This window comes from Bacillus sp. FSL W8-0770 (genome assembly GCF_038008705.1).
Classification (GTDB): Bacteria; Bacillota; Bacilli; order Bacillales; family Bacillaceae_G; genus Bacillus_A; species Bacillus_A cereus.
On the sequence record NZ_JBBOZR010000001.1, the window covers coordinates 4,672,946 to 4,697,427 of the forward strand.

A 24,482-nucleotide genomic window follows, 5' to 3' on the forward strand; every position below is an offset into this window, starting at 1 on the left:
TCAATATCAAAATTCCATCTATAGGGGGAATGAAAGTGGCAGAAAATCAAAAAGTTTACGACATAACAATTATTGGTGGTGGTCCAACGGGACTGTTCACAGCATTTTATGGCGGTATGAGACAAGCAAGTGTAAAAATCATTGAAAGCTTACCTCAACTTGGCGGACAATTATCCGCACTCTACCCTGAAAAATACATTTATGATGTGGCTGGATTTCCAAAAGTGCGCGCACAAGAATTAGTTGATAACTTAAAAGAGCAAATGAAGAAATTTGACCCAACTGTTTGTTTAGAAGAAGCTGTCGATACGCTTGAGAAACAAGCTGACGGTATATTTAAACTTGTTACGAATAAGCAAACTCACTATTCTAAATCAGTTATTATTACTGCTGGCAATGGTGCTTTCCAACCACGCCGCTTAGAATTAGAAGGTACAGCGAAATACGAAAAGAAAAACTTACATTATTTCGTTGATGATATGAATAAATTTGCTGGTAAGCGCGTCGTAGTATTTGGCGGTGGCGACTCAGCAGTAGACTGGACAATGATGTTAGAACCGATTGCTGAAAAAGTTACAATCGTTCATCGTCGTGATAAATTCCGTGCGCATGAACATAGCGTAGAAAGCTTAATGAATTCTCGTGCAGAAGTAAGTACACCATACGTTCCAGTAGAACTCATTGGTGATGACAAGATTGAACAAGTCGTTCTTCAACATGTAAAAACGGAGGAAAAAATTATCATCGATGTTGATGACGTAATCGTAAACTACGGCTTCGTTTCTTCTCTTGGCCCAATTAAAAACTGGGGCTTAGATATACAAAAAAACAGCATCCTTGTAAATTCAAAAATGGAAACAAATATTCCTGGCATTTACGCTGCTGGTGACATTTGTACATATGAAGGAAAAGTAAAACTTATCGCTTGTGGATTTGGCGAAGCACCGACAGCAGTAAACAATGCAAAAGCTTACTTCGATCCAAATGCAAAACTTCAACCGATGCATAGCTCAAGTATGTTTTAATATGCAAAAATAAAGCTCCTTCCATACGTGGAAGGACTTTCCTTTTATATAACATAAAAGCACACTGAGTCCAATAAACTATCGAACTCAGTGTGCTTTTCGTCTAAAAAATTATTGTTTTCTTCTTCTACCTAATACGAATAATACTCCGCCAACTAAGAATGAAATTCCCGCACCAACTGACATCATCCATGAATGTGCTGCCCCTGTTTTCGGTAATTCTTTTTCTACTTTTGCTTGCGGTTCTTTAATTAACTTTTCCAGTCTTACTTCCGGTTTCACTTCTGGTTTCTTCAGATCTTTCGGTTCCTCCGGTTTCACTTCTGGTTCCTTCGGCTCTTTCGGTTCCTCTGGTTTCACTTCTGGTTCTTTTGGTTCTTTCGGATCCTCCGGTTTCACTTCTGGTTCTTTTGGTTCTTTCGGATCCTCCGGTTTCACTTCTGGTTCTTTTGGTTCTTTCGGATCCTCCGGTTTCACTTCTGGTTCCTTCGGTTCTTTCGGCTCTTCCGGCTTCACTTCTGGTTCTTTCGGCTCTTCCGGCTTCACTTCTGGTTCCTTCGGTTCTTTCGGCTCTTCCGGCTTCACTTCTGGTTCTTTCGGTTCTTTCGGATCTTCCGGCTTCACTTCTGGTTCTTTCGGTTCTTTCGGATCTTCCGGTTTCACTTCTGGTTCCTTCGGTTCTTTCGGCTCTTCCGGCTTCACTTCTGGTTCCTTCGGTTCTTTCGGTTCTTTCGGCTCTTCCGGCTTCACTTCTGGTTCTTTCGGCTCTTCTGGTATCTTAAGATCTTCTTTTGTTTTCGGTAAAATTGTAACTGTAGGCTCAAGTGGTGGATTTATTTTATCGTCCACTACCGCTCTATTTGTTATCCCTTTACTTGGTGCTGCTTTTACCTTCACTTTAAAAATAATACTACGTTCTTTCGTATCTGTAATTTCTAGATACTTTGCTATTACTTTTCCAAACTCCATTTTTAACTCTATTGGATTTGGTTCAGCCCCTTCAAATCTAATGCTATCTTGCACGTACTCTAAACCGGCTGGAATTTCATCTTCTACCTTTACCTCTGCTAGTTTGCCGTTTTCTACCGTATTTTTGAAACTAATTCGGTATTCTACTTCTTCTCCTAGCTTCGGTTCTTTATTATTTACTGTCTTCGTCGCTTTTAACTTACCATCTTTATATTCTGGCTTTATTGTCGCTGTCGGTTCCATAACTGGATGATCTGGATCATCTACATGAATGATCGCTTTTTTTGTTATTTCCTCTCCAACTTTTACTGATTCTTTTACCTTTACTTTAAAGATGATACTTCTTTCTTTCGTATCCGTAATTTCTGGATACTTCACTGTTACTTTTCCATTCTCGACTTTAAGTTCTGTTGGCACAGGCTTATCACCTACGGCCTCCAGACTTTCTTTCACATACTCTAAACCAGACGGAATTTCATCTTCAATCTTTACATCAACTAACTTCCCGCCATCTACTGTGCCGTTAAAAGTAATTCGATATTCGATTTCTTCCCCTAGCTTTGGTTCATGGTTACTTACTTCTTTCCTTGCCTCTAGTTTCCCATCTTTATATTGAGGTGTAATTGGTATAAGTGACTCAACTGGTGGATTTGTCGGATTATTATCATCCACAACCGCCTTGTTTATAATTTCTTTTCCTACTTGTACCGTTTCTTGTACTTTCACTTTAAAGATGATACTTCTTTTTTTCGTATCCGTAATTTCTGGATACTTTGCTGTTACTTTTCCATTCTCAACTTTAAGTTCTACTGGATTTGGTTCCGGCCCATCAGACTTTATACTATCCTGTACGTATTCTAAACCAGCTGGAATTTCGTCCTCTACTTTCACCTCAGTTAGTTTGCCGTTTTCTACCGTATTTTCAAAACTAATTCGATATTCTACTTCTTCTCCTAACTTCGGTTCATGGTTACTCACTGTTTTTTCAGCTTGTAATACACCCTCTTTATGTTGAGGTTGTATCGCGACATTCGGTTTCTCTGGTGGATTTATAGTATCTTCCACAACCGCCGTATTCACAATCGCTTCGCCAATTTTAGCTTTTTCTTTCACTTTTGCTTTAAAGACGATACTTCTTTCTTTCGTATCCGTAATTTCTGGATATTCTGCGAGTACTATGCCGTTTTTCACTTTTACATGCAACGGTTTTGGATTATCCCCCTCAGCTCTTTCGCTACCTTCTACAAACTCTAAACTGTTTGGTAATTCATCCTTAATTTTCACCTTCGCTAATTTTCCGTGCTCAACTACGTTACGGAACGTAATTCGATACTCTACTTCTTCTCCTAATTTTGGAGCTGGGTTATTTACTGTTTTCTCAGCTTTTATTTTTCCATTCTTATACTCCGGTGTAATAATCGCTTCTGGTTTTTGCGGAGGATTCTTCGGATTATCATCATCCACAATTGCCGTATTCACGATTTTCTTCCCGACTTTTACTGCTTCTGTTACTTTTACCTTAAAGATAATGCTACGCTCAGCTGTATCAGTAATATTTTCATACTTCGCTGTAATTTTTCCAGCTTCTTCTTTTAACTCTACCGGATTTGGTTCATTACCTTCTGCTTTTAAACTATCCTTCACATACTCTAATCCATTTGGTAGTTGATCCTCAATTTTCACTTCTGCTAGTTTTCCGTTTTCTACCGTGTTTTTAAAACTAATTCGGTATTCTACTTCTTCTCCTAGTTTCGGTTTATGATTATTCGCCACTTTCTGCGCAGCAATTTTACCATCTTTATATTGCGGAGTAATTTCCACATGAGGCTCTTCGGGCTCATTTTTTGTATCTACTACGATTGCTTTATTAACAATCTCCTTGCCTATTTCTGCCTCTTCTTTTACTCTCACTTTAAAGATAATACTTCTTTCTTTTGTATCCGTAATTTCTAGATACTTTGCCATTACCTTACCGTTTTCAAATTTCAATTCTACCGGACTAGGCTTAGATCCTTCTGCTTGTAAACTGTTTTCTACATACTCTAATCCAGCTGGAATTTCATCTTCTACTTTAACCTCTACTAGTTTTCCGTTTTCTACCGTATTTTTAAAACTAATTCGGTATTCTATTTCTTCTCCTAATTTCGGTTTTTTATTGTTTACAAATTTCTCTGCTTTAAGCTTACCGTCTTTATATTCTGGCATAATTGTTACTTCTGAAGTTGTTGGATCTTTTGTATCATCAACAACTACTTTATTGACAAGACCTTCACCAACTTTAAATTCTTCTTTTACTTTCGCTTTAAAGACGATACTTCTTTCTTCTGTATCCGTAATCTCTGGATATTTGGCGATTACTTTTCCATCTTTCACTTTCAGTTCTACTGGATCCGGCTTAGTACCTTCCGCTCGTAAACTATCTTTCACATACTCTAATCCATTTGGTAAATCGTCTTCTATTTTTACCTCTGCTAGCTTTCCGTTTTCTACCGTATTTTTAAAACTAATTCGGTATTCTACTTCTTCTCCTAACTTCGGCGTTTCATTATTTACCGTCTTCTTCGCTTCCACTTTTCCGTCTTTATGCTGCGGAGTAATTTCTGCCGTCGGTGTTTCTGGTTCATTTTTCGTATCATCAACAATTGCTTTGTTGACGATTTTTTTACCGACTTTCACTTCTTCCTTTACTTTCACTTTAAAAGTGATACTTCTTTCTTCTGTGTCCGTAATCTCTGGATACTTCGCCATTACCTTACCATTTTCCATTTTCAATTCTACTGGATCTGGCTTAGTACCTTCTGCTTTCACACTGTTTTCTACATACTCTAAACCTTCTGGTAAAGTATCTTCTATTTTTACCTCTGCTAGTTTTCCGTCTTCTACCGTGTTTTTAAAACTAATTCGGTATTCTACTTCTTCTCCTAACTTCGGCGTTTCATTATTTACCGTCTTCTTCGCTTTCACTTTTCCGTCTTTATGTTGCGGAATAATTTCTGCTGTCGGTGTTTCTGGCGGATGTTTCGTATCGCTCACAATCGCTTCATTAACAATTGAATCGCTCACTTTACCTTTTACTTTCACTTTAAAGGTAATACTTCTCTCTTTTGTATCTGTAATCTCAGGATACTTTGCCATTACCTTACCGTTTTCAAATTTTAATTCCACTGGATCTGGCTTAGAACCTTCTACTTTTAAACTATCTTTCACATACTCTAATCCATTTGGTAAATCATCTTCTATTTTTACCTCTGTTAGCTTTCCATGTTCTACCGTATTTTTAAAGCTAATTCGGTATTCCACTTCTTCTCCTAACTTCGGCGTTTCATTATTTACTATCTTTTTTGCTTCAAGTTTTCCATCTTTATACTGAGGAGTAATTTCCGCTGTCGGATTAACTGGCTTATTTTGCGAATCATCAATAGTTGCTTTATTAATGATTTTTTTACCGACTTTTACTTCTTCTTTTACTTTCACTTTAAAAACGATACTTCTTTCTTCTGTATCCGTAATTTCTGGATATTTTGCCATTACTTTACCGTTTTCAAATTTCAGCTCTACTGAATCTATTCCGGCACCTTCTGCTTTCAAACTATTTTCTACATACTCTAAACCTTCTGGTAAAGTATCCTCTACTGTCACGTCTGTTAGCTTTCCGTTCTTTACCGTATTTTTCATACTAATTCGGTATTCTACTTCTTCTCCTAACTTCGGTGTTTCATTATTTACGATTTTCTTCGCTTTAATTTTTCCATCTTTGTGTAATGGTGTAATTTTCGCTTCTGGTTCTTTCGGATCTTTCATATCATCAACAATTGCCTTATTGATGATTTCCTTCCCCACTTCCGCTTCTTCCTTCACCTTTACCTTAAAGACAATACTTCTTTCTTTCATATCCGTAATATTGTCGTATTCAGCAATAACTTTTCCATCTTTCACACTTAACTTTAATGGAGCTGGTTTATCACCTTCAGCCTTTTCACTGCCTTTTACATACTCTAAACCGTTAGGAATTGTATCCTCTATTATTACCTTTTCTAGTTTTCCGTTTTCTACCGTGTTCTTAAAGCTAATTCGGTATTCTACTTCTTCTCCTAGTTTTGGTGATGGATTATCTACTGTCTTCTTCGAATCAATTATTCCATCCTTATGTTGCGGAGTAATTCTTTCCTCCGGTTCAATCGGTGGATTTTTCGTATCATCAACAATTGCTTTATTGACAATCTCTTTATCTACTTTTACTTCTTCCTTCACCTTTACTTTAAAGACGATACTTCTTTCTTTCATATCCATAATATCGATATACTTAGCTTTGACTATCCCATTTTCAACAGCTAATTCTACTGGTCCAGGTGCTTCTCCTTCGGCCTTGATGCTATTTTCTACATATTCAAGACCTTTTGGAATTGTATCTTCCACTCGCACCGTTTCTAGTTTTCCGTTCTCAACCGTATTATGAAAACTAATGCGGTACTCGATTTCTTCACCTAACTTCGGCTTCTTATTATTAACTACCTTTGTAGCAGCAATTTCACCTTTTTTACTTTGCGGTGTAATAACAACCTTCGATTCAACAGGCTCATTTTTCGGATCTTTTGCAATTGCTTTATTTACAATTGCCTCCCCTACCTTTGCCGAATCTTTTACTTTCACTTTAAAAACAATACTTCTTTTTTCTGTATCCATAATCTCTGGATACTTTGCCATTACTTTGCCATCTTCCACTTTTAGTTCTACTGGCTCTGGTTTTATACCTTCAGCTTTCAAACTATCTTTCACGTATTCAACACCTTTAGGTAGTGTATCTTCTACTAGCACCGTTTCTAGTTTTCCGTTTTCTACCGTATTATAAAATGTAATTCGGTATTCCACTTCTTCTCCTAGTTTTGGTGTTTGATTCGTTACGTTTTTTTCTACATCCACTTTACCGTATTTATAATCCGGCGTAATCTTTTCTTCTGGATGCTCAGACTGTCCATTTGGCTCACTCACAACCGCTTTATTAACAATCGTTTCTCCCGCTTTTGCCTCTTCTTTTACTTTCACTTTAAAGGCGATGCTTCGCTCTTTTGTATCCGTAATTTCTGGATATTTTGCGATTACCTTACCATTCTCTACTTTTAACTCTACTGGATTTGGTTCAGTACCTTCAGCTCTCTCACTGCCTTGAACAAATTCTAAGTTAGCTGGAATTTCATCTTCTATTGTAATTGCATCTAGTTTTCCGTTTTCCACCGTATTTTTAAAGCTAATTTGATATTCAAATTCTTCTCCTAGCTTCGGCTTCTTATTTGTTGCCTTTTTCTTTGCATCAATTTTACCGGCCTTATGCTGTGGTGTAATCTTCTCTTCTAGATCCTTTGGTGGATTTGTTTTATCACTAACGGTTGCTTTGTTAACAATTTCTTCACCAATTTTTGCAGTTTCTTTTACTTTTGTTTTAAAGACGATACTTCTTTCTTCCATATCCATAATTTCTGGATACTTTGCAATTACTTTGCCATTTTCAAACTTCAGCTCTACTGGCTCTGGTTTTACACCTTCGGCTTTCAAACTATCTTTCACGTATTCAAGACTACTTGGTAATTCGTCTTCAATCGTCAATACATCTAGACGTCCATCTTTTATCTTATTTTTAAATGTAATACGATACTCTACCTCATCACCTAACTTCGGTGTTTTATTAGAAGCTATTTTTCTCGCCTCTATTTCCCCTGGAACTTCTTTTGGGGTAGTAACCGTAACATTTGCATCGTCCTCAGTTTCATACTTTATCTCGGCACTATCTTGTCCCTTTACAACAACGACATTTTTTACTGTTGTATCTGATTGTACAGAATCTTTCACTTTTACTTTGAATGTAATAACGGTACTTTCACCCGGCTTTAAAACACCACCGTTTTTAGCATCTGCACCCTCACCAACACGGAAATCAATTTGATTATTTACAAACTCTGCTTCATCATCGCTTGCATTATCTGTTTTATTTCCTTTATTACTTCCAGAAACATATTGTATAGACCCTGGAACATACTCTAAACGATCATCTAATTTATCAAAACCTTTTACATTTGATACCGGCGCTTGGTTATTTTTCGTATCATTTTTCACTTCAATTTGATACGTAAACTCTTCACCAGCTTTAACGTCCTTAATTTCTTTTCCGGTACTATCTAATGCCTTTTTATCAACTTGTAAGTTTGGAGCATTATGTTCTGTAACGAATGTAGCGTTATTTAATACGTAAATATCACCGCCACCACCATATGCTCTAAAACGCATTTTTGCTTCTTTTAAATCATTTTTCACTTGAGTGGGTCCTTCAAGGTGATACGTATGAATATCTGTACTGAAAGAATTTGTCCAATCTGGATTATATCCTGGGTATTTTTTCGTAACAAATTCGTTAGTACCATCTACTTGTACTTCTGTCATAGATGAGTCATTAACATCATTATCTTTACCTTTAATATTTTTAAACTTTTGATACCCTAACCCAAAATCATACTCTCCATAATCATAGGCATATCCATCATTATCAGCTGGATCACCTTGCGATGAAAAATAACTAAATTTCGCCTTAAAAGCGCCTTCTTTTGGTGTGTTTATTTTATTAACACTAATATCTGTCCAGGCTGTACTTTTTTGAGAGACTAGCCCTTCCCAAATCTTCATGTCTTTTACTGTTTCTTTATAGTTTTCATAAACTAATATAAGATTCCAGTTACCCCAGTAATAGCCGCCACCTGTTACATCTTTAATTTGTGGCACATTTGCAACTGTCAACGTTTGAGAAATACCTTGCTGTGCAATTATATTTGTTACTTCTGCATACGCTACATATCCTGCGCCACTACCTGAATAATTAGAAATATAAGGTAGATAATCAGCTTTTCTTATGCTATCAGCAGTTACCTCTGCATATTCTTTATTTCCCATTCTCATTTTGACTGGTTGCCTTACTTGATCCTCGGTAACCTTTCTATCAGCGATATTTCCTGGTAACCCCATTGCTGCTGTCCAGAATAAGTAAGCCTTTTTCACTTTACTTCCAGCAGGAATGTTAGGAAATGCACCTGTTGACGAATTAAAAGTACTATCATCATTATCAACATCAACCGTCATTTTATTCGTTTTATAACCCATACTTTGTCTGCCATAATGATCAGATGTCAAACCAAGCGTCACATTACCAGTCTGTACTAAATTACCAGGAGCAATTGTAGAATACAACGGGTCTCCAAATCCTTGTTTATCTCCTGTTTGGATTTGAACCTTCGAAGCATTTTCTGATGCAGCTTGTACTTCTGCATCACTCTGCTTTACTGCTAAAGGTGATTGCTTTTCCTCTTTTTCTAGTTGCTTCTCAGCTTCAGGTTGTTTTACCTTCTCTATTTCTGTTTTTTGTGTAGATGTATTTTTATCTTCTACAGATACTTTTAATTTCCCATCCACTTCTTTAGTTTTTGAATCAGTTGTTGATCCGATAGCTTTCTTACTACTGTCAGCCTCATCATCGGTATTAGCTTCTAACTTCTCTTCAGAAGGAAGCCCTTCAACATCTACAGACATGTTTCCTATTTGTAGTTGATCCTTTTGCACACTAATTTTCTGCTTATACTCTTTATTAAAATGTTGCGCACGACGAGCTTTTATTAATACAGTCATTTTTTCATGTGATTTTAAATCTTGAATTTTAAGATTAGAAGAAAGAACCTTTCCTCCATTATCTTTTTCCTCTACATAGAAATCCGCTACCTTATTTTCAAGTAACTTCTCTCCGTTTACTTTCACAGATTGCGAAAGAAACTCAATTCCATTGTCATTATTTTGTTTAATTACTAATTCTCGGATTGGTGTATCTCCCGTATTTTCAATCTTATATTGAAATACGTGCTCCCTCTCCGCTACTTCTCCCTTATACATTTCAGCATTCACTTGCTCTGCCTTAATTTTCACATCATTTCCTTGTAACTCATCCCAGCTTTTTTTATTTATCTCTGTAGCAAAAGCACTGGGCGAAGGCAATATGATGGATAGAAGAAGTGTGATCATTGTTACGACATTAAAACACTTCAATACTTGCTTCATATTTTCTACCTTTCTCCTTTCTATATACTTGCTATCCGCCTACTTCATTTCAGTAACCCTTTCATTTAGTAGCCGAATACATAGCAATATATATCCACTCGCAACAATCCGACCTACGAAAATGTATCGTTGAAATCCCAATGTCAACAATATAAATCTCATAGAATATTACTATTTTAATTTATCAAAAATAGCATATATACCGGACACTTATACAAACCTTTACCATACTTTTAATATAGTAAAAACACCGTGCTGTATAGGTTTATATAACAGTTAAAGGATACTTAAAAATTTTAACATACTCCTCACCCTATTTATACATACAATAGAAAATTTACCATTTTTTAGTTATTTTCAGTTTGTTTTTTATGATTAAAATTTTCTAAAAACAACAACCGTTACATGTAAAAATATGTTATATTAAAACAAGAACAAATGTTCTTTTTTTAAAAAAGGAGGAATTTTTTATGCTACAAGAACCTATTATCGTAAAAAAAGAAGCTTTCCACGCAATCGGCGTTTCGGTTACGACGACTAATGAAAAAGAGGCATCTACTGAAGGAAACATTCCACAACTTTGGAACCGATACTTTCAAGAACAAATGATGCATCACATCCCAAATCAACAAACGAAAGAAACATTCGCTTTCTACTCAAACTACGAATCAGATGAAACCGGTACATATCAATTTACAATCGGTATGCCTGTTTCTTCATTAGAAGACGTTCCTGAAAATATGACAACTTTAACAATACCTGCCGCTACATATGCGGTATTTACAACAAGAAAAGGACCAGTTGCTGAAGTCGTTTGTGAAGCTTGGGAATATATTTGGAAATGGTCGAAAGAAAATAAACGTGCCTTCACAACAGACTTTGAGCTTTACGATGAAAGAGCGTTAGATCCAAACAACGTTCAATTGGATATTTATATTGCGTTAGCCTAAAAAAAGATGCCCATTCGGCATCTTTTTTTGTCGTTAAATAGCTACTGGGCAAATTCATTATTATTGTCTACAATGAGAAAGTGCAGTATAGAAATATTAGAAACTGTATAAAACGATTGTTAATAAGTTTTTTAGTTTAAATTCGTCACATAGAAAGGAAGCAATATGGAGGAACTACAACAAAATAAAACTGCTTTAGAAGGAAGCGGAAAACCGTTATTAAAAAATACGAATTTCCTTTTTCTTTGGGCAGCTACTCTTTTTTCAAGCTTTGCTTTAGCCTTTTTTACTTTTTCACAAACGTGGTACATAGCAAAAACATTAAACCTTGAAGCTTCACTCGGTGTTGTTTTCGTAGCTCTTAGTGTTCCAAGGCTTATTTTTATGATTGTCGGCGGCGCTGTAGCTGATAAATTCCCGAAAAAAAACATTATGTTTTACTCCAATATCATTCGAGCGATTCTTGTCGCAACCATTCTCACATGGTTCATTGTCGGTGATGTAACACTATATACATTTGCTTTATTCGCTTTATTCTTTGGACTTGCTGATGCTTTCTTCTGGTCAGCAGATGGATCTATCTTACCGGAATTGGTAGAAAAAAGCCGGTTAACACAAGCAAATTCGCTTACACAAATGACGAACCAAGCATCGGTCATCTTAGGCCCTGTACTTGGTGGTATTCTCATTAAATTTACGAACTATGAGACAATCTTTTCCATTACGATTTTATTACTGATTGTCGCTGCCATACTCGTTCAAAAAATACAATTTACGATGCCAGAACAAAAAGATACAGATAAAGGTATGTTCACTTCCATTAAAGAAGGAATCTTATATGTAAAGGAATCGCCATTCCTTTCAACTTTCCTTATTTGTAGCGCTTTTTTAAACTTATTTTTAATCGGCCCGATGCAAGTTGGTTTCCCGCTTTTTGTTAAAAACGTTCTGCATGGTGATTCGCTCCATTTTAGTTACTTAGAAGCATCTGTAGGTGGCGGAATGGCAATCGGTGCTGTCATTGTCGGTTTAAAAAATATTAATCGTAGACGCGGTCTATTTTGTATTATCATGATGCTATTGTCTGGTGTATTCTTCTTAGCCATCAACTTTAGCACCGTACTTTGGCAAGCACTATTAGCCGGCATGTTTTATGGTATTACAATCGCAATGGCGATTGTACCGCTTATGGCAATGATTCAATCGACAGTAAAAGAAGAAATGATGGGACGCGTAATGAGTTTACTTATGCTATCATCAATGGGCTTTATCCCGCTCTCTTATGCATTCACATCACTTGCACTTGCAATGGGAATTCCAATCGTAACCGTTATGAAAAGTGGTGCAATAGCTGTTATCGTCTTCGTACTATTTGTAGCGATTCGTATTCCAGTTGTAAGGAAGTTCGATTAGCCACTTAGAGTCATGTATTATACGCATGACTCTTTTTTAAATGGATCAAATAGTGATATTCCCTTACTTCTCCTTAATGCTGCTCCCCATTCTAATCCAACCTCTAAAAATAAATCTCGCACTGTACTGTATAAAAGTGCCCCAATGTCTTTACGAATTTCCCCATATTTATATGCTCTTACAACACTTTTCACGCGCCAAATTAAATTTCCATACACTTCTTCGTCAGCTAATATTTGCTCTAGTAAAACACCTTGTTCTAGTAACCCACTCTTTTTATACGCAAGCTCGACCTTACTCCAAAATATATTAATTTTCTTCGGATTACTCGTCATCGGCACCAGTGCGTATATAAAAGGCTTCGGTATATCATGACGGCAATACGTCTCATCAAGCTCATACGTTCCTTTTCTTTTCTCTTTTATTTGTGAAATGTTTTTAGAAAGAATTGTTTTCCCAGCAATTTTTTGCTCATTTTTACTACAGCCAGTTGCATTATCCTCAGTTTTACAAGCGGACATTTTCATACGGTCATCCATGCGGTCAATCGCAGATGTAAGAAATACATATAAGTTCGCACTATACCCGCCGCGTTTATGCCTTTCTTTTGTTGCAACACGCTTTATAATTCCTAGTTCCTCTAACTTTGCAATTGAACGGCGTACTGTACGAATACTCTTTCCAACATTCGTCGCAATCGTCCCCATTAATGGACAAGCGACTCCTACTGTTTTTTGTTTCTCATTCACCGCATATTTTCCTAAAAAATGAATAATGATAGAATCAGTTTTATTCAATTGAAATCGGTAGCACTTCAAAACTTGTTTTTGATATGTATTAAACTCTTCTTTACTTCGAAATTCACTATATGGTTTCATTAAATTATATAAGCTTCCCATTTATATCACCTCATTTATAAGTAAGAGGCAGGAAGCGAAATTGGCGTGATAGTTAATATTTTTTAATGGAGATGAAAATATGATCGTAATTAGCGCTTGTTTAGGTGGGATTGCTTGCCGTTATGACGGGAATGACAATCTTGTTTCAAAAATAGAGGAGCTTCTGCAAAAAGAAGATACAGTCCTCATTTGCCCTGAAGTATTAGGAGGACTACCAACACCTCGTCCTTCCGCTGAAATTATTGGCGGGAATGGCGACGACGTTTTAGACGGAAAAGCGAAAGTGATAACAAAAAATGGTGAAGATGTCACAGCAGCTTTCGTAAATGGTGCTTATAAAGCATTAGAACAAATTAAAGATTTACACCCAGAATATATTATTTTAAAAGAACGCAGCCCATCTTGTGGTAGTTCTACGATTTACACTGGAGATTTTAACGGTAATAAGCAAACTGGTTTCGGAGTGACAACTGCTTTATTTAAAAGACACGGATTTAAAGTCATTTCAGAAGAAGAATTTGAAAACAAAAAAAGGAATTGACCCTGTTCGTCAATTCCTTTTTATCTGTCTTATTTCACACTTAGTTTTTCTTTCACTTTCGCTGGAAGCTCGTCTTTTTTCACTTCTTCCCAAGCTGTTACACCTTTTTTATCTGAGTGGTATACGCGTAGGAATGCTTCTTTACGAAGATTTTTTTGAGCTATGAATTCTAATTCTTTCTCTTTACCGTCTTTATCAAAGCCAGTCAACTTATATTCATAATCTTTAAATTTCTGCCCATTACTAGCTTTACTATCAAATTCTTTTCCATCTACTGTAATTTGAACATAATACTCATCTTTACCCATACGGTTTAAATCACAACCAACTAACAAACTTGCAAATACAACTAAAATACTAAATAGTGCAATGTATCTTTTCATTTCCTTCACCTCATATGTTTTTTCTTATATTCTTATCTTAAAGCCCGGAGCTTAAAGAAGAAATTCAAAAACATGACATGAACATTACACTTTTGTAAGATAATAATTATTTCTTCACTTTAGAAATTGTCATTCCATTAAGCTTCTGTATAACGTTTTTGTTTCTCACGCTCATCAGCTACACTACCGCCAATAACGTCTTTCACGCCAATTCCGCCACTTATCACGTAATTTCCTTATACCGTTTATTACGCCTTCTATTATGCCCTCAATTATAATCTCTATTACAAGATATCTCACTAAACTAATAATAGGTTTAATTACGTATCTCCCTATAAATTCAAGAATATCCTCCATCATATTTTCCTCCTTCTTTTAAAAGGAAGCTGCTACTCCTCCGCGTCCAGTTACAATTTCTGCCCTACTGCGGTATATATCAACAAAGATAATACGACAACAACATCCACGATAACGCTATTGAATTTGGAAGAAACTTCGGTAAATACTAATACTGTAGTTAACATGGCTAAGAGAATTATTTTTTCACCTATATTCGGAGATGCTCCCAAAAACTTTATAAAATCAAAGACAACTTTACTACAATTCTTCCCGTAACTAATTTATTATCGTGGTAAACCGTCTTCCACTACATCCGTAACAGTTCCATTCGGTTCAAAGTTTACATTTTTTCTACATAATCTTATCTTAAAATGAACAATATGAATCTCGAATTCACAGCATTAATCATATATACCGTATATAATAACATTTAAATTAAAATCTAAAGTAACTTTACATGCATTTTCTGTTTTAACGCAAAAAGAAAAGGCCTTTCTAACGATTTTATTCCATCGCTAAAAAGGCCTTTTCTTTTTTGGCTAAAAACTTAGCACTCTTCTGGCTTACCAGCATTCGATGCTGTACGGAAAGATGATCCACATCCGCATGATGCGATTGCGTTTGGATTGTCGATTGTAAATCCGCCGCCAAGCATAGATTGTTTATAGTCAATTTTTACTCCTTTAACTATCGGAGCACTTTCTGTATCAATAACAAATTCAACACCGAAAAACTCAAGCACTGTGTCGTCTTCTTTTGGTTCTACTTCAAATCCTAAACCGTAAGAAAGACCGCTACATCCGCCGCCGTGTACAGCAAGGCGCACATACTTCTCTCCATCTTCAGCATCTTTTAACATATCTTTAATTTGAAAAGCTGCTTGTTCTGTTACTTCAATCATGAAATACACCTTCCTTTCTGTTCTTAGTCCATTATACATCTTTACGCTTCTATCTTGTACTCATACACTCCGCGGCAAATTACTTCCGCAGGTCCTTTCATCAACACGTTTCCTTCTTCAGTCCACGCAATCATTAAATCGCCGCCAGCTAAATGGACTGTAATTTCCTTACCACGTTCCATCTTTCCATTTAAAATAGCAGCTACAACTGCAGCGCACGCTCCTGTTCCGCAAGCTTGCGTTACACCAGATCCACGTTCCCAAACGCGGAAGTTCATCTCGTCATTATTCAAAATTTCGATAAACTCAACATTTACTCGCTCTGGGAACATTTCATGTGTCTCGAGAACTGGTCCAAGTGTTGTAAGAGGTGCTTTTTCTACATCATCAACAAAAATAACCGCATGCGGATTTCCCATTGAAACAGCTGTAAATGCATAACGATGATTATTGTATAAGAAGTTTTCACGAATAAATGGTGTTTCACCTTCACCAAGCATCGGTATTTCTGCACGTGTTAGACGAGGTGCTCCCATATCGATTTTTGCTAATGTCACGACACCATCTTCTACTGTTACTTCAGCCGTTACAATACCAGCTAACGTTTCAATTGTGAAAACTGTTTCTTCTACTAGTTTATGCTCATACGCATATTTCGCTACGCAGCGTAAACCGTTACCACAGCTCTTTCCTTCAGAACCATCATTATTAAACATACGCATCTTCACCGGAGCTACGTCTGAAGGGCAAATTAAAATCATCCCGTCTGCTCCAATACCAGTATTAATATTTGAAACCTTTTCGGCCACAAGGGCTAAATCTCCTTCAGGAATTTGCTCTTCAAACATATTTACATATATATAACTATTGCCAAGACCATGCATTTTTGTAAAAGAAAATTGGCTCATTTATATTCACTCCAAAAATAATTTGTTATGTTAAGTATAAAATGCATGCTTTTAGAACACAATATGAATGTCCCCCGTTTCTCATATTTGACAACGTTTGGCGATGAGCCACTCTTACACAATTTGTGTAAGAAAAAAGCCCTTCTAAAAAGGGCCTTTTTTTATTTATCCTACTATTTTCGATTGGGGAAGACTAATACTCAGTATTAGTCTTCCCCACGAAATAAAGTTTTATCTAATGAAAAAGGTGCTGCTAATTCGCAACACCTTAAAACATTGGATTTTCATCCAAATACTCATATACATTATTAACAAGCTCTTCTACTGTTGCACCTTGTACAACTTCACCATTTACAAGTGCAAATGGTCCTTCAAAACAAATGCCACAATATCCTAAACAACCATACTCCATTACATCTAAATTCGGATCTTTTTCTAATTTTTCTAGAGCTGCTTGTGAACCACTTGCAAGGTTACCTACACAAAATTCAATTAATGGTTTAATCAAAATTCTCCCCCCTGTACTACAAAACAAATTACCTTTTCACTTTATCTATAAGAAGAAAACTAAGCTGTTTCTTGTTGTTTTCGTTACACAGTCTAAACTATTTAGTTACTTCATTACTTCACTTCAAAGTAGATGATTTCTTCTATATAACATGCTACTTACAATGAAAGAGTAACTTAAAAAGAAAAACAGTTTACTTTTCTTCTTATTGTACAACAGAGTATTCATTCATGCATTGTTATTTGTTCACAAATTCGATATAATTTGATTGAGTAAAGTCAAAATATTTTATTAATATAAAATTTTATGATTAGGGGATATTTCAACAGAAAAGGGGTAATCCATCATGAAACACCTCGTAATACTAGGTGGCGGCTACGGTGGAATGAGAATTCTGCAAAGGCTACTTCCAAGCAACCAACTTCCAGATGATGTACAAGTGACATTAATCGACAAAGTACCATATCATTGCTTCAAAACTGAATATTATGCATTAGTTGCGGGTACTATTTCAGAAACGCATATTCGTATACCGTTTCCTGAACACCCACGCCTCAATATTCAATACGGCACAGTAACAAATATTGACCTCGAAGAAAAAGCTGTTCATCTTGATGGCGGCGAAGCGATCCAATATGATGATTTAATTATCGGACTTGGCTGTGAAGATAAATATCATAACGTTCCTGGAGCTAGAGAATATACACATAGTCTACAATCAATTGAACAAACACGTAAGACATATGAACAATTAAATAGTCTAGAACCAAATGCAACAGTAGCTGTCGTTGGTGCTGGCTTAAGTGGCGTTGAAGTAGCAAGTGAACTTCGTGAAAGCCGTTCTGATTTAAAAATCTATTTATTTGATCGAAAAGATAGAATTTTATTCCCATATCCAGAGAAATTAAGTAGATACGTAGAAGAATGGTTTGTAAAGCATAAAGTTAACATTATACGAAACTCTAACATTACAAAAGTAGAACCAAATATTGTGTACAACCACGATGAACCACTTGAATGTGATGCAATCGTCTGGACAGCTGGTATTCAAGCAAATGAAGTTGTTCGAAACCTTCCAGTTGAACAAGATGGTAGCGGACGGGTTGTCTTAACTAAATATCATAATATTCCAAATAACGATCATGTTTACGTTGTAGGAGATTGCGCAGCACTTCCACATGCACCATCTGCCCAACTGGCTGAAGGTCAAGGAGAACAAATTGTCCAAATATTATTAAAACGTTGGAATAATGAACCACTCCCGGATGAACTACCTGTTATTAAATTAAAAGGTGTTCTAGGATCTCTTGGTAAGAAGCACGGCTTTGGTTTACTAGCAAACCAACCATTAATGGGACGTGTACCGAGATTATTAAAATCTGGTCTTCTTTGGATGTACAAATATCATAAAGGTTAATACTTTACAGGCTGTCTACGATGTAGGCAGCCTCTTTGCATCAGTTTTTAAAAATTATCAGACACATCTTTCTCAATATTTATAATGATTTATTTTTCATTTTTATATTAAAAAATATTGATAAACATTGTATGCTATTTGTAAGTTGTTTTATTACTTCCTTTAAGACCGAATTCATTCGGTCTTATTTTTTATGTGATAAATACTTTTGTAGGAGGCATTACATTCCACTTATGAACTTATCTAAACTAAACAATCGAATAGAAGCAAAAAAGAAAGAGCTAATCTATCTCGTTGAACGATACGGATTCACTCATGATAAAGTGATTTCTTTCAGCCAAGAATTAGATCGTTTACTTAACTTATTAATAAAACTCAAGACGAAGAAAAAACGTTGTTCGTTATAACCATTTTCCCCTCTTTTTTTGATACGATATAACTAGAATCAGAAAGGAGCGATTTATGTTTATATTAAAAGACGTTATATATAAAGATATACTACACATTCCTTATTTACAGATTCAAAAAGAAAAGATTACTTGTATTATCGGTGAAAGCGGAAGCGGAAAAAGCACATTACTTCGCATGTTAAACGATTTACAATCCCCAACATCCGGTACAATTGAATATAACGGAAAGTTAATTTCTGATTATTACCCTATTCAATTACGTCGTGACGTAGTTATGCTTGGGCAAACTCCACCTATTTTTGATGGAACCGTTAAAGACAACCTATTAATGGGACTTCGTCTTTCTGAAAAACCATTTCCAAATGATGATGCCCTGCGGAGTGCATTACAAACCGTTAGCTTAGACAAGCAATTAGAAGATAGCACCTCCTCATTATCCGGCGGTGAAAAACAAAGACTTGCCTTTGCACGTATCGTACTTATGGATCCGCCTGTCTATTTATTAGATGAACCCACTTCAGCATTAGACAGTGATACAGAACGCCGCGTTATGAAACAATTTACTGAACTAGCACGAAAAAAGAAAAAAACAGTTATCTTCATCACACACTCGCAACAACTTCCAGAAGAAATTGCAGACGATATTATTGAAATTAGCAAAACAAAGGGTGCAACTAGAAAGGAAGTGCTCTCAGTTGAAGGGCGTTATTGAACTCCAAATTTGGCAACTTGCAGCTGCCTATATTTTCATTCTTATTTTAATTGGACTTGTAAAATTAAAAGGAATACCTCGCGAAAAACAAATCGCGCTCGCAACATTCCGTATGACGATTCAGCTCGTACTTGTTGCATATGTCCTTACATACGTATTTGAAAACAGTAATCCATTTTATACAATCGCTCTCATCACTTCTATTACTACCTTTGCAATTTTTAATATTTATAAACGGGTTAACATCCCAATGTCTAAAGAATTAAAACGAGTAGCCGCCCTTTCCATGATCGCCGGATCAATTGGACCACTTCTACTATTTATCTTTGTTATTATCGGTCATGACCCTTGGTATGCTCCGCAATATATCGTCCCTATTACAGGAATGTTAGTTGGGAATGCCATGACTGGTGTTTCTCTTGGTGCAAATACGTTCTTAAACAATATGAAATCGCAAAGAGGTCAAATTGAAGGTGCACTTATGCTCGGCGCAACACCGAAAGAAGCAGCTGCTCCGCTCATTCGAGACGCTTTTGACTCTGCTATTTTACCAACAATTAATTCTATGGTCGGAATGGGAATTATAAGCTTACCAGGCATGATGACTGGTCAAATATTATCCGGTGTATCACCATTCACAGCCATTCAATATCAAATCGCCATCATACTCGGTATTTCTGGAAGTACTGCCTTTGCTGTCATTATCTTTTTACAGCTTGGATATAAAACGTTCTTTAATAAGCGATGTCAGTTGAAAGAGGTTGACTATGATGCGAGGTAAATGATGCATCGTTCTCGGTGAGTGAAATTATATTAACGATTTTTTCAATATATCTATCATAACTTGCAATATATCAACGATTTTTCAAATATATCTATCATAACTCAGAATATATCAACGATTTTGTACGAAATATCGATTTACCGACAAAAAGTGACATAATAAAAAGAGGAGGCTATTCGCCTCCTCTTCTATTTACTTACGCCTTCTTAACGAACTGTGATTTTAACTTCATAGCTCCGAAACCGTCGATTTTGCAATCGATATCGTGATCGCCATCAACTAGACGGATACTCTTTACTTTCGTACCGATCTTCACAACTGAAGAAGTTCCTTTTACTTTTAAATCTTTAATAACAGTAACAGCATCGCCATCTTGAAGAACGTTTCCGTTCGCATCTTTTACAACTTTTGCACCATCATTGTTTTCAGCTTCTGCTTCTTGGCCCCACTCATGAGCACATTCTGGACATACGAAAAGAACGCCATCCTCATACGTATATTCTGAATTACATTTTGGACAATTTGGTAAAGTAGCCATAAATTCATTTCCTCCGTTCATTATTTATACGTAAAAATCAAAATTGATGTTTACATCTCGATAAATAAAATTTGTATAGCATTTCTTTATAGTGCCATAGTCTCACGTTATTGACAACCCTACCTCAAATTCTCATTTTTTATTGTATTTTACAAAATTTCAATTTGTATGCCGTTTTTCTATTTGCTCTTCTACTAATTTTAAAAATCTTCGTTGTGCATTTTTATTTTTTACGAGCAATCGAACTCTTAGCTTACTTTGTAAATATGAGCGAACTTTGTAGTTCGTAATAAATAACTTTCGATACTTCTCGTCTTCATATATCATTCGAAACCATTCATACTGCTGCAAGTAACGTATGTTAACATCAATCTTTTTCGTGTGTAAACCCGTACTTAAACTAATAGATCCTATTAGAGCTTCTATTAATGCTGAAATCATTTCTCTCTCCCTAATAAACAAAAGAAGAACCTTCACAAGATTCTTCTTTTCAAAATGAACGAGTTCTCTCTAGAAACCCAAATTATTTTCTTCAATGTAAATTTGATATTCTTCCACTTCTTCTTCACTTAACTTCTTATTATCTTCATATACCTCTTGCCACTCGAAATAATCTTCATCGAAATAAACAGCAAATTTAATTTTCACGTTTTTCTTCTCTGTATAATCATAACCAGTAAACTCTACTACGTCATAATCTTTTTCTTTCTTAACAAACTTCCAAGTTGGATTATCAGTCATAATCTCTAAAGTAACCCCTTCACCACTTGAACGAACAACGTTTTTAATATTCGGTTCAGTTGGTAAAAAGGACAGCCCGAGCGCAGCTAACCCAAACACAATCCCGACTATAACCTGTAAACCAATCATACCAGCAATACTTACGCCACCCTTTGATTGTAAGAAATACGCCTTCTCATGATCAGACGAATCTTCTCCCTTACGAAAAACACGAACAGCATGCTTGTAATATAAACGGTTTCCTTGCCATCCAGTAAATATCATCATTCCTAATTGAAGAGCTAAATTAAATGTTACATAAATCCCATCTGGAATATCTATAAAAGGGGGTATAACTATACTAGGTATAGCCAATAACGCAAATATAATAAATAACTTATACATTTTTCGATAAGCTAACCAAAAAGTTGGGAAGAAAAAGGCTACCCAATTCCATGTATTCCCTTGCGCTGGATTTTCTACTTTCCCCCACTTAAAGTCATAATAAGCTGTATTCTTTTGAACAACTTTATGTAATTCTTGTGGAGAAATCGTTTCTTTTAAAACAGTGTCCTTCACGTGCATCATCCTTTTCTTATTTCTATATACATTTATTGTATATGCACAAAATGAAGGAATCTAACAAAAAGTACACATATTTCATAAAAATGAACGGAAATCGAATATATTCCGACAATTATCCGTTTCTTATTTCATTTTACTTTTAAATATATTAAAATAATCATGTATCATATCTTTAATACACTAAGTTAATTATTTTATATATTCACTAAAAAGGATGCATCAAAATCATTTTTATACATCTTTTTTAGTGAATATATACTACTATTTTAAAACAAACATCTCGACTTAAAAGAGCTCACAAATTAGCCTTCTACTATTTCAAACATATTTCCACTTACACAACTCATGAATAGTTCATTATTAACTTCCTCTGCATAATGTTTCACATGAAACTATCAACATTCCGGGTTACCTTTCTACTATTTTCGACTGGTTTCAAACGTGGACATCTTATGAAAACTTAGTGGAAATAAATATACATTCCATTACTCCGGTACTAGCTGTCGTTCCAATATTAGAAGAAAAAGCGTTTCTACTTCTTACCTGTTTTTCTTTCTACAAATTAAAACAGTACGAACAAGCTAATCACTATTTACAGCAATATTTACATTGCGCCGTGCATCTGAATACCGAGGAAAAAGAGCCCGTATTCTTTCATGAAATTGATATGTATATAAAAAAACTAGTAGAAAGTGCAATGTAATTTCACATTGTTCTTTCTACTAGTCCTTTATCACAATTTTATATCCTATCCTACAACTCCCAAGTAATATTCATTTCTGCAAATGACTCCTTACTAGCTTCCAATCCTTCGCTATCTTCCGTTCCAATCATTGCTACTTCTTCTTTAGACAACTTAATTTCCTCATTTGGCCTTTGGATTTTTTTCTCATACACGAGTTGTAAAAGCTCTATTTGTTCCTCTGTCAGTTCATACTCTTCTTCCAGTCTTTCCATTGCTGATTCTGTATCAAGTAATGGAATTTCTAATAAGAATCCACCGTGCTCTTCCATCTCTTCAAATGAATCAATTGAATACGCACCACTATCCTCAATCCAAAATGCAGTTGTAATAAAAGGAACTGTTTCGCCTTCTACTTCTTCTAATACGTATTGAAGTGCTTCTTCTTTCGCAATATCTATTACTTCCGAAGGTGCCCCTTCAAAATAACTTTTCGCATCAATCCACTCATCCATTCTCTCACTATTCACATCTTGAAGACATACAATCGTGTAATTCGGATGAAACGTAATTGCCCCTTGTCCGCCTTGGCTATCTTGCATACTATAGTTAAATCCATCCCATGAACTTTCATGTGAGAAATCTGGACAATGCGCTACATTAATTGCATGGGCAATCGAATTTAAAACGCATCCTTTCCATAATTGTTCTCTATCTATATGTAATTTATATTTACTCATCATCTTCCCCCATGCACATATTTTTTTCTATTATTTTTCCTCTACACAATACTTGTAAATACTTTTCTATCTACTACAAAATAAAAAAGACAATACACCCCACTGTATTGTCCATTTTCTTCCCTACCATTTCTCTCTACACATCTCAATTAAATGCAGTAAGTACCTCTTCGTCATATCTGCCCTTCTCCACCTTGAGAGCATTCGCTTTTCTTTTGGGTTCTGCCGTATTCTCGCTACTTCTTTTAATAAAAGCTCCCATTCTTCCGCTGAACGTTCTGACAAGTACTGCAAGCCTCTATCTTTTGAAACGATTGTTTTATGATCTAGTGTATATAAAATACGTCCCATCGTAACGACAGCTGATTCTACCCACTCTTCTATAAAAAATAAATATGGCTTCTTCGCCTTTTCACTCCAGTACTGTTCTACGTTGTATTTCATCGTATTTACTACATCATTCCATTGTATTTGCAGCGGAAGATCTTCTGCTTCTTTTCCTGTAACTGTAATGCCTTGATTTTTCAACGTCCACCATGTGACCGCATTAATGTCCCAATGACCAACATTAGCTTTACCATCTGCACAATACACGTACTCGTTCATTTCATCATTGTATTTCCCTAAGTCAGCAAGCGGAATATACATACCGTCCATTCTTTTACCTAGCATATTATCACTAAGTTTCTTATGTAGTTCCACAAGCTGCTGTTTTTCAGCTTCATTCACGGAATCATTTATCACTGTAACAAAATCAACATCGCTCGTTTCCTTATGAAATGCACCTAGTGCGATGGATCCGTAAATATATACCCCGACTATTTTTTCATCCAAAAAAATTTCTTTTAATTCTACTGTGTACCGCTCCATTAACTGCTCTACTTCCGTTGGTAACGCATGCTTCACTCCATTTTTCATATCTATCCCTCCAATAAAAAAAGCCTTTGCAAATTCGCAAAGACTTCTTGTT

19 protein-coding genes and 2 pseudogenes are annotated in these 24,482 nt (G+C 35.7%); 9 read left to right on the plus strand and 12 right to left on the minus strand.

Annotation, left to right across the window (positions count from 1 at the left end; all coding sequences use genetic code 11):
* Window positions 1-35: 35 nt before the first annotated feature.
* Complete coding sequence (locus NST27_RS24200; protein ID WP_000829788.1) at window positions 36-1,025, plus strand: NAD(P)/FAD-dependent oxidoreductase; 990 nt, start codon at window positions 36-38, stop codon at window positions 1,023-1,025.
* 111 nt (window positions 1,026-1,136) lie between these two features.
* Here the strand turns inward: NST27_RS24200 and NST27_RS24205 are convergent, their stop codons facing one another.
* Window positions 1,137-10,082: an isopeptide-forming domain-containing fimbrial protein gene (locus NST27_RS24205; RefSeq protein ID WP_341035215.1), complete on the minus strand. Its 8,946-nt coding sequence runs from the start codon at window positions 10,080-10,082 to the stop codon at window positions 1,137-1,139.
* A 470-nt stretch (window positions 10,083-10,552) separates the two neighbouring features.
* On the opposite strand from NST27_RS24205, the gene NST27_RS24210 reads away from it, so the two are divergent.
* The gene (locus NST27_RS24210; RefSeq protein WP_000938791.1) at window positions 10,553-11,032 is read left to right on the plus strand and encodes a GyrI-like domain-containing protein; all 480 of its coding nucleotides are present in this window, start codon (window positions 10,553-10,555) and stop codon (window positions 11,030-11,032) included.
* A gap of 165 nt (window positions 11,033-11,197) precedes the next feature.
* Window positions 11,198-12,445 carry an MFS transporter gene (locus NST27_RS24215; RefSeq protein WP_000391939.1) on the plus strand — a complete coding sequence of 416 codons (1,248 nt, stop codon included), beginning with the start codon at window positions 11,198-11,200 and terminating at the stop codon, window positions 12,443-12,445.
* A 17-nt stretch (window positions 12,446-12,462) separates the two neighbouring features.
* On the opposite strand, the gene NST27_RS24220 is transcribed toward NST27_RS24215, so the two are convergent.
* Complete coding sequence (locus tag NST27_RS24220; protein WP_000535262.1) at window positions 12,463-13,344, minus strand: helix-turn-helix domain-containing protein; 882 nt, start codon at window positions 13,342-13,344, stop codon at window positions 12,463-12,465.
* 79 nt (window positions 13,345-13,423) lie between these two features.
* On the opposite strand from NST27_RS24220, the gene NST27_RS24225 reads away from it, so the two are divergent.
* The gene (locus tag NST27_RS24225) at window positions 13,424-13,885 is read left to right on the plus strand and encodes a DUF523 domain-containing protein (protein WP_000635483.1); all 462 of its coding nucleotides are present in this window, start codon (window positions 13,424-13,426) and stop codon (window positions 13,883-13,885) included.
* A 29-nt stretch (window positions 13,886-13,914) separates the two neighbouring features.
* Here NST27_RS24225 and NST27_RS24230 read toward each other — a convergent pair whose 3' ends face one another.
* The 5 genes and pseudogenes from NST27_RS24230 to NST27_RS24250 form a co-directional block, all read right to left on the minus strand.
* The gene (locus tag NST27_RS24230; RefSeq protein WP_000833145.1) at window positions 13,915-14,268 is read right to left on the minus strand and encodes a YxeA family protein; all 354 of its coding nucleotides are present in this window, start codon (window positions 14,266-14,268) and stop codon (window positions 13,915-13,917) included.
* Between the two features lie 143 nt (window positions 14,269-14,411).
* Window positions 14,412-14,480, minus strand: a pseudogene (locus NST27_RS24235) (methyltransferase); the annotation flags it as partial.
* Window positions 14,481-15,154: 674 nt separating this feature from the next.
* Window positions 15,155-15,508, minus strand: coding sequence for a HesB/IscA family protein (locus tag NST27_RS24240; protein WP_000573825.1), 354 nt, complete (start codon window positions 15,506-15,508; stop codon window positions 15,155-15,157).
* A 41-nt stretch (window positions 15,509-15,549) separates the two neighbouring features.
* The gene (gene dapF / locus NST27_RS24245) at window positions 15,550-16,416 is read right to left on the minus strand and encodes a diaminopimelate epimerase (protein ID WP_047387095.1); all 867 of its coding nucleotides are present in this window, start codon (window positions 16,414-16,416) and stop codon (window positions 15,550-15,552) included.
* A gap of 268 nt (window positions 16,417-16,684) precedes the next feature.
* Window positions 16,685-16,924, minus strand: coding sequence for a YuzB family protein (locus NST27_RS24250; protein WP_000595026.1), 240 nt, complete (start codon window positions 16,922-16,924; stop codon window positions 16,685-16,687).
* Window positions 16,925-17,270: 346 nt separating this feature from the next.
* Here NST27_RS24250 and NST27_RS24255 point away from each other — a divergent pair, with 346 nt between their 5' ends.
* The 4 genes from NST27_RS24255 (at window position 17,271) to NST27_RS24270 (ending at window position 20,244) form a co-directional block, all read left to right on the plus strand.
* Window positions 17,271-18,341 carry an NAD(P)/FAD-dependent oxidoreductase gene (locus tag NST27_RS24255; RefSeq protein WP_000682077.1) on the plus strand — a complete coding sequence of 357 codons (1,071 nt, stop codon included), beginning with the start codon at window positions 17,271-17,273 and terminating at the stop codon, window positions 18,339-18,341.
* Window positions 18,342-18,574: 233 nt separating this feature from the next.
* On the plus strand, window positions 18,575-18,748 hold the full coding sequence (locus NST27_RS24260) for an aspartyl-phosphate phosphatase Spo0E family protein (protein WP_001054089.1): 174 nt from the start codon (window positions 18,575-18,577) through the stop codon (window positions 18,746-18,748).
* A 55-nt stretch (window positions 18,749-18,803) separates the two neighbouring features.
* Entirely contained in the window at window positions 18,804-19,463 is a 660-nt protein-coding gene (locus NST27_RS24265; RefSeq protein ID WP_000470265.1) for an ABC transporter ATP-binding protein, read from the plus strand.
* Window positions 19,447-20,244 carry an ABC transporter permease gene (locus NST27_RS24270; protein ID WP_000679246.1) on the plus strand — a complete coding sequence of 266 codons (798 nt, stop codon included), beginning with the start codon at window positions 19,447-19,449 and terminating at the stop codon, window positions 20,242-20,244. The genes NST27_RS24265 and NST27_RS24270 overlap by 17 nt, the downstream gene beginning before the upstream one ends.
* Window positions 20,245-20,443: 199 nt before the next feature.
* On the opposite strand, the gene phnA is transcribed toward NST27_RS24270, so the two are convergent.
* The 3 genes from phnA to NST27_RS24285 form a co-directional block, all read right to left on the minus strand.
* The gene (gene phnA / locus NST27_RS24275; protein WP_000212737.1) at window positions 20,444-20,785 is read right to left on the minus strand and encodes an alkylphosphonate utilization operon protein PhnA; all 342 of its coding nucleotides are present in this window, start codon (window positions 20,783-20,785) and stop codon (window positions 20,444-20,446) included.
* A 159-nt stretch (window positions 20,786-20,944) separates the two neighbouring features.
* Window positions 20,945-21,226, minus strand: coding sequence for a hypothetical protein (locus tag NST27_RS24280; RefSeq protein WP_000622259.1), 282 nt, complete (start codon window positions 21,224-21,226; stop codon window positions 20,945-20,947).
* Between the two features lie 69 nt (window positions 21,227-21,295).
* Entirely contained in the window at window positions 21,296-22,084 is a 789-nt protein-coding gene (locus NST27_RS24285) for a DUF2628 domain-containing protein (protein ID WP_000655761.1), read from the minus strand.
* A gap of 376 nt (window positions 22,085-22,460) precedes the next feature.
* On the opposite strand from NST27_RS24285, the pseudogene NST27_RS24290 reads away from it, so the two are divergent.
* Window positions 22,461-22,793 (plus strand): annotated as a pseudogene (locus NST27_RS24290) (DUF4304 domain-containing protein); the annotation flags it as partial.
* 50 nt (window positions 22,794-22,843) lie between these two features.
* Here the strand turns inward: NST27_RS24290 and NST27_RS24295 are convergent.
* On the minus strand, window positions 22,844-23,512 hold the full coding sequence (locus tag NST27_RS24295; RefSeq protein ID WP_000049704.1) for a hypothetical protein: 669 nt from the start codon (window positions 23,510-23,512) through the stop codon (window positions 22,844-22,846).
* Window positions 23,513-23,635: 123 nt separating this feature from the next.
* The gene (locus NST27_RS24300) at window positions 23,636-24,430 is read right to left on the minus strand and encodes a nucleotidyltransferase domain-containing protein (protein ID WP_001986998.1); all 795 of its coding nucleotides are present in this window, start codon (window positions 24,428-24,430) and stop codon (window positions 23,636-23,638) included.
* Window positions 24,431-24,482 lie beyond the last annotated feature (52 nt).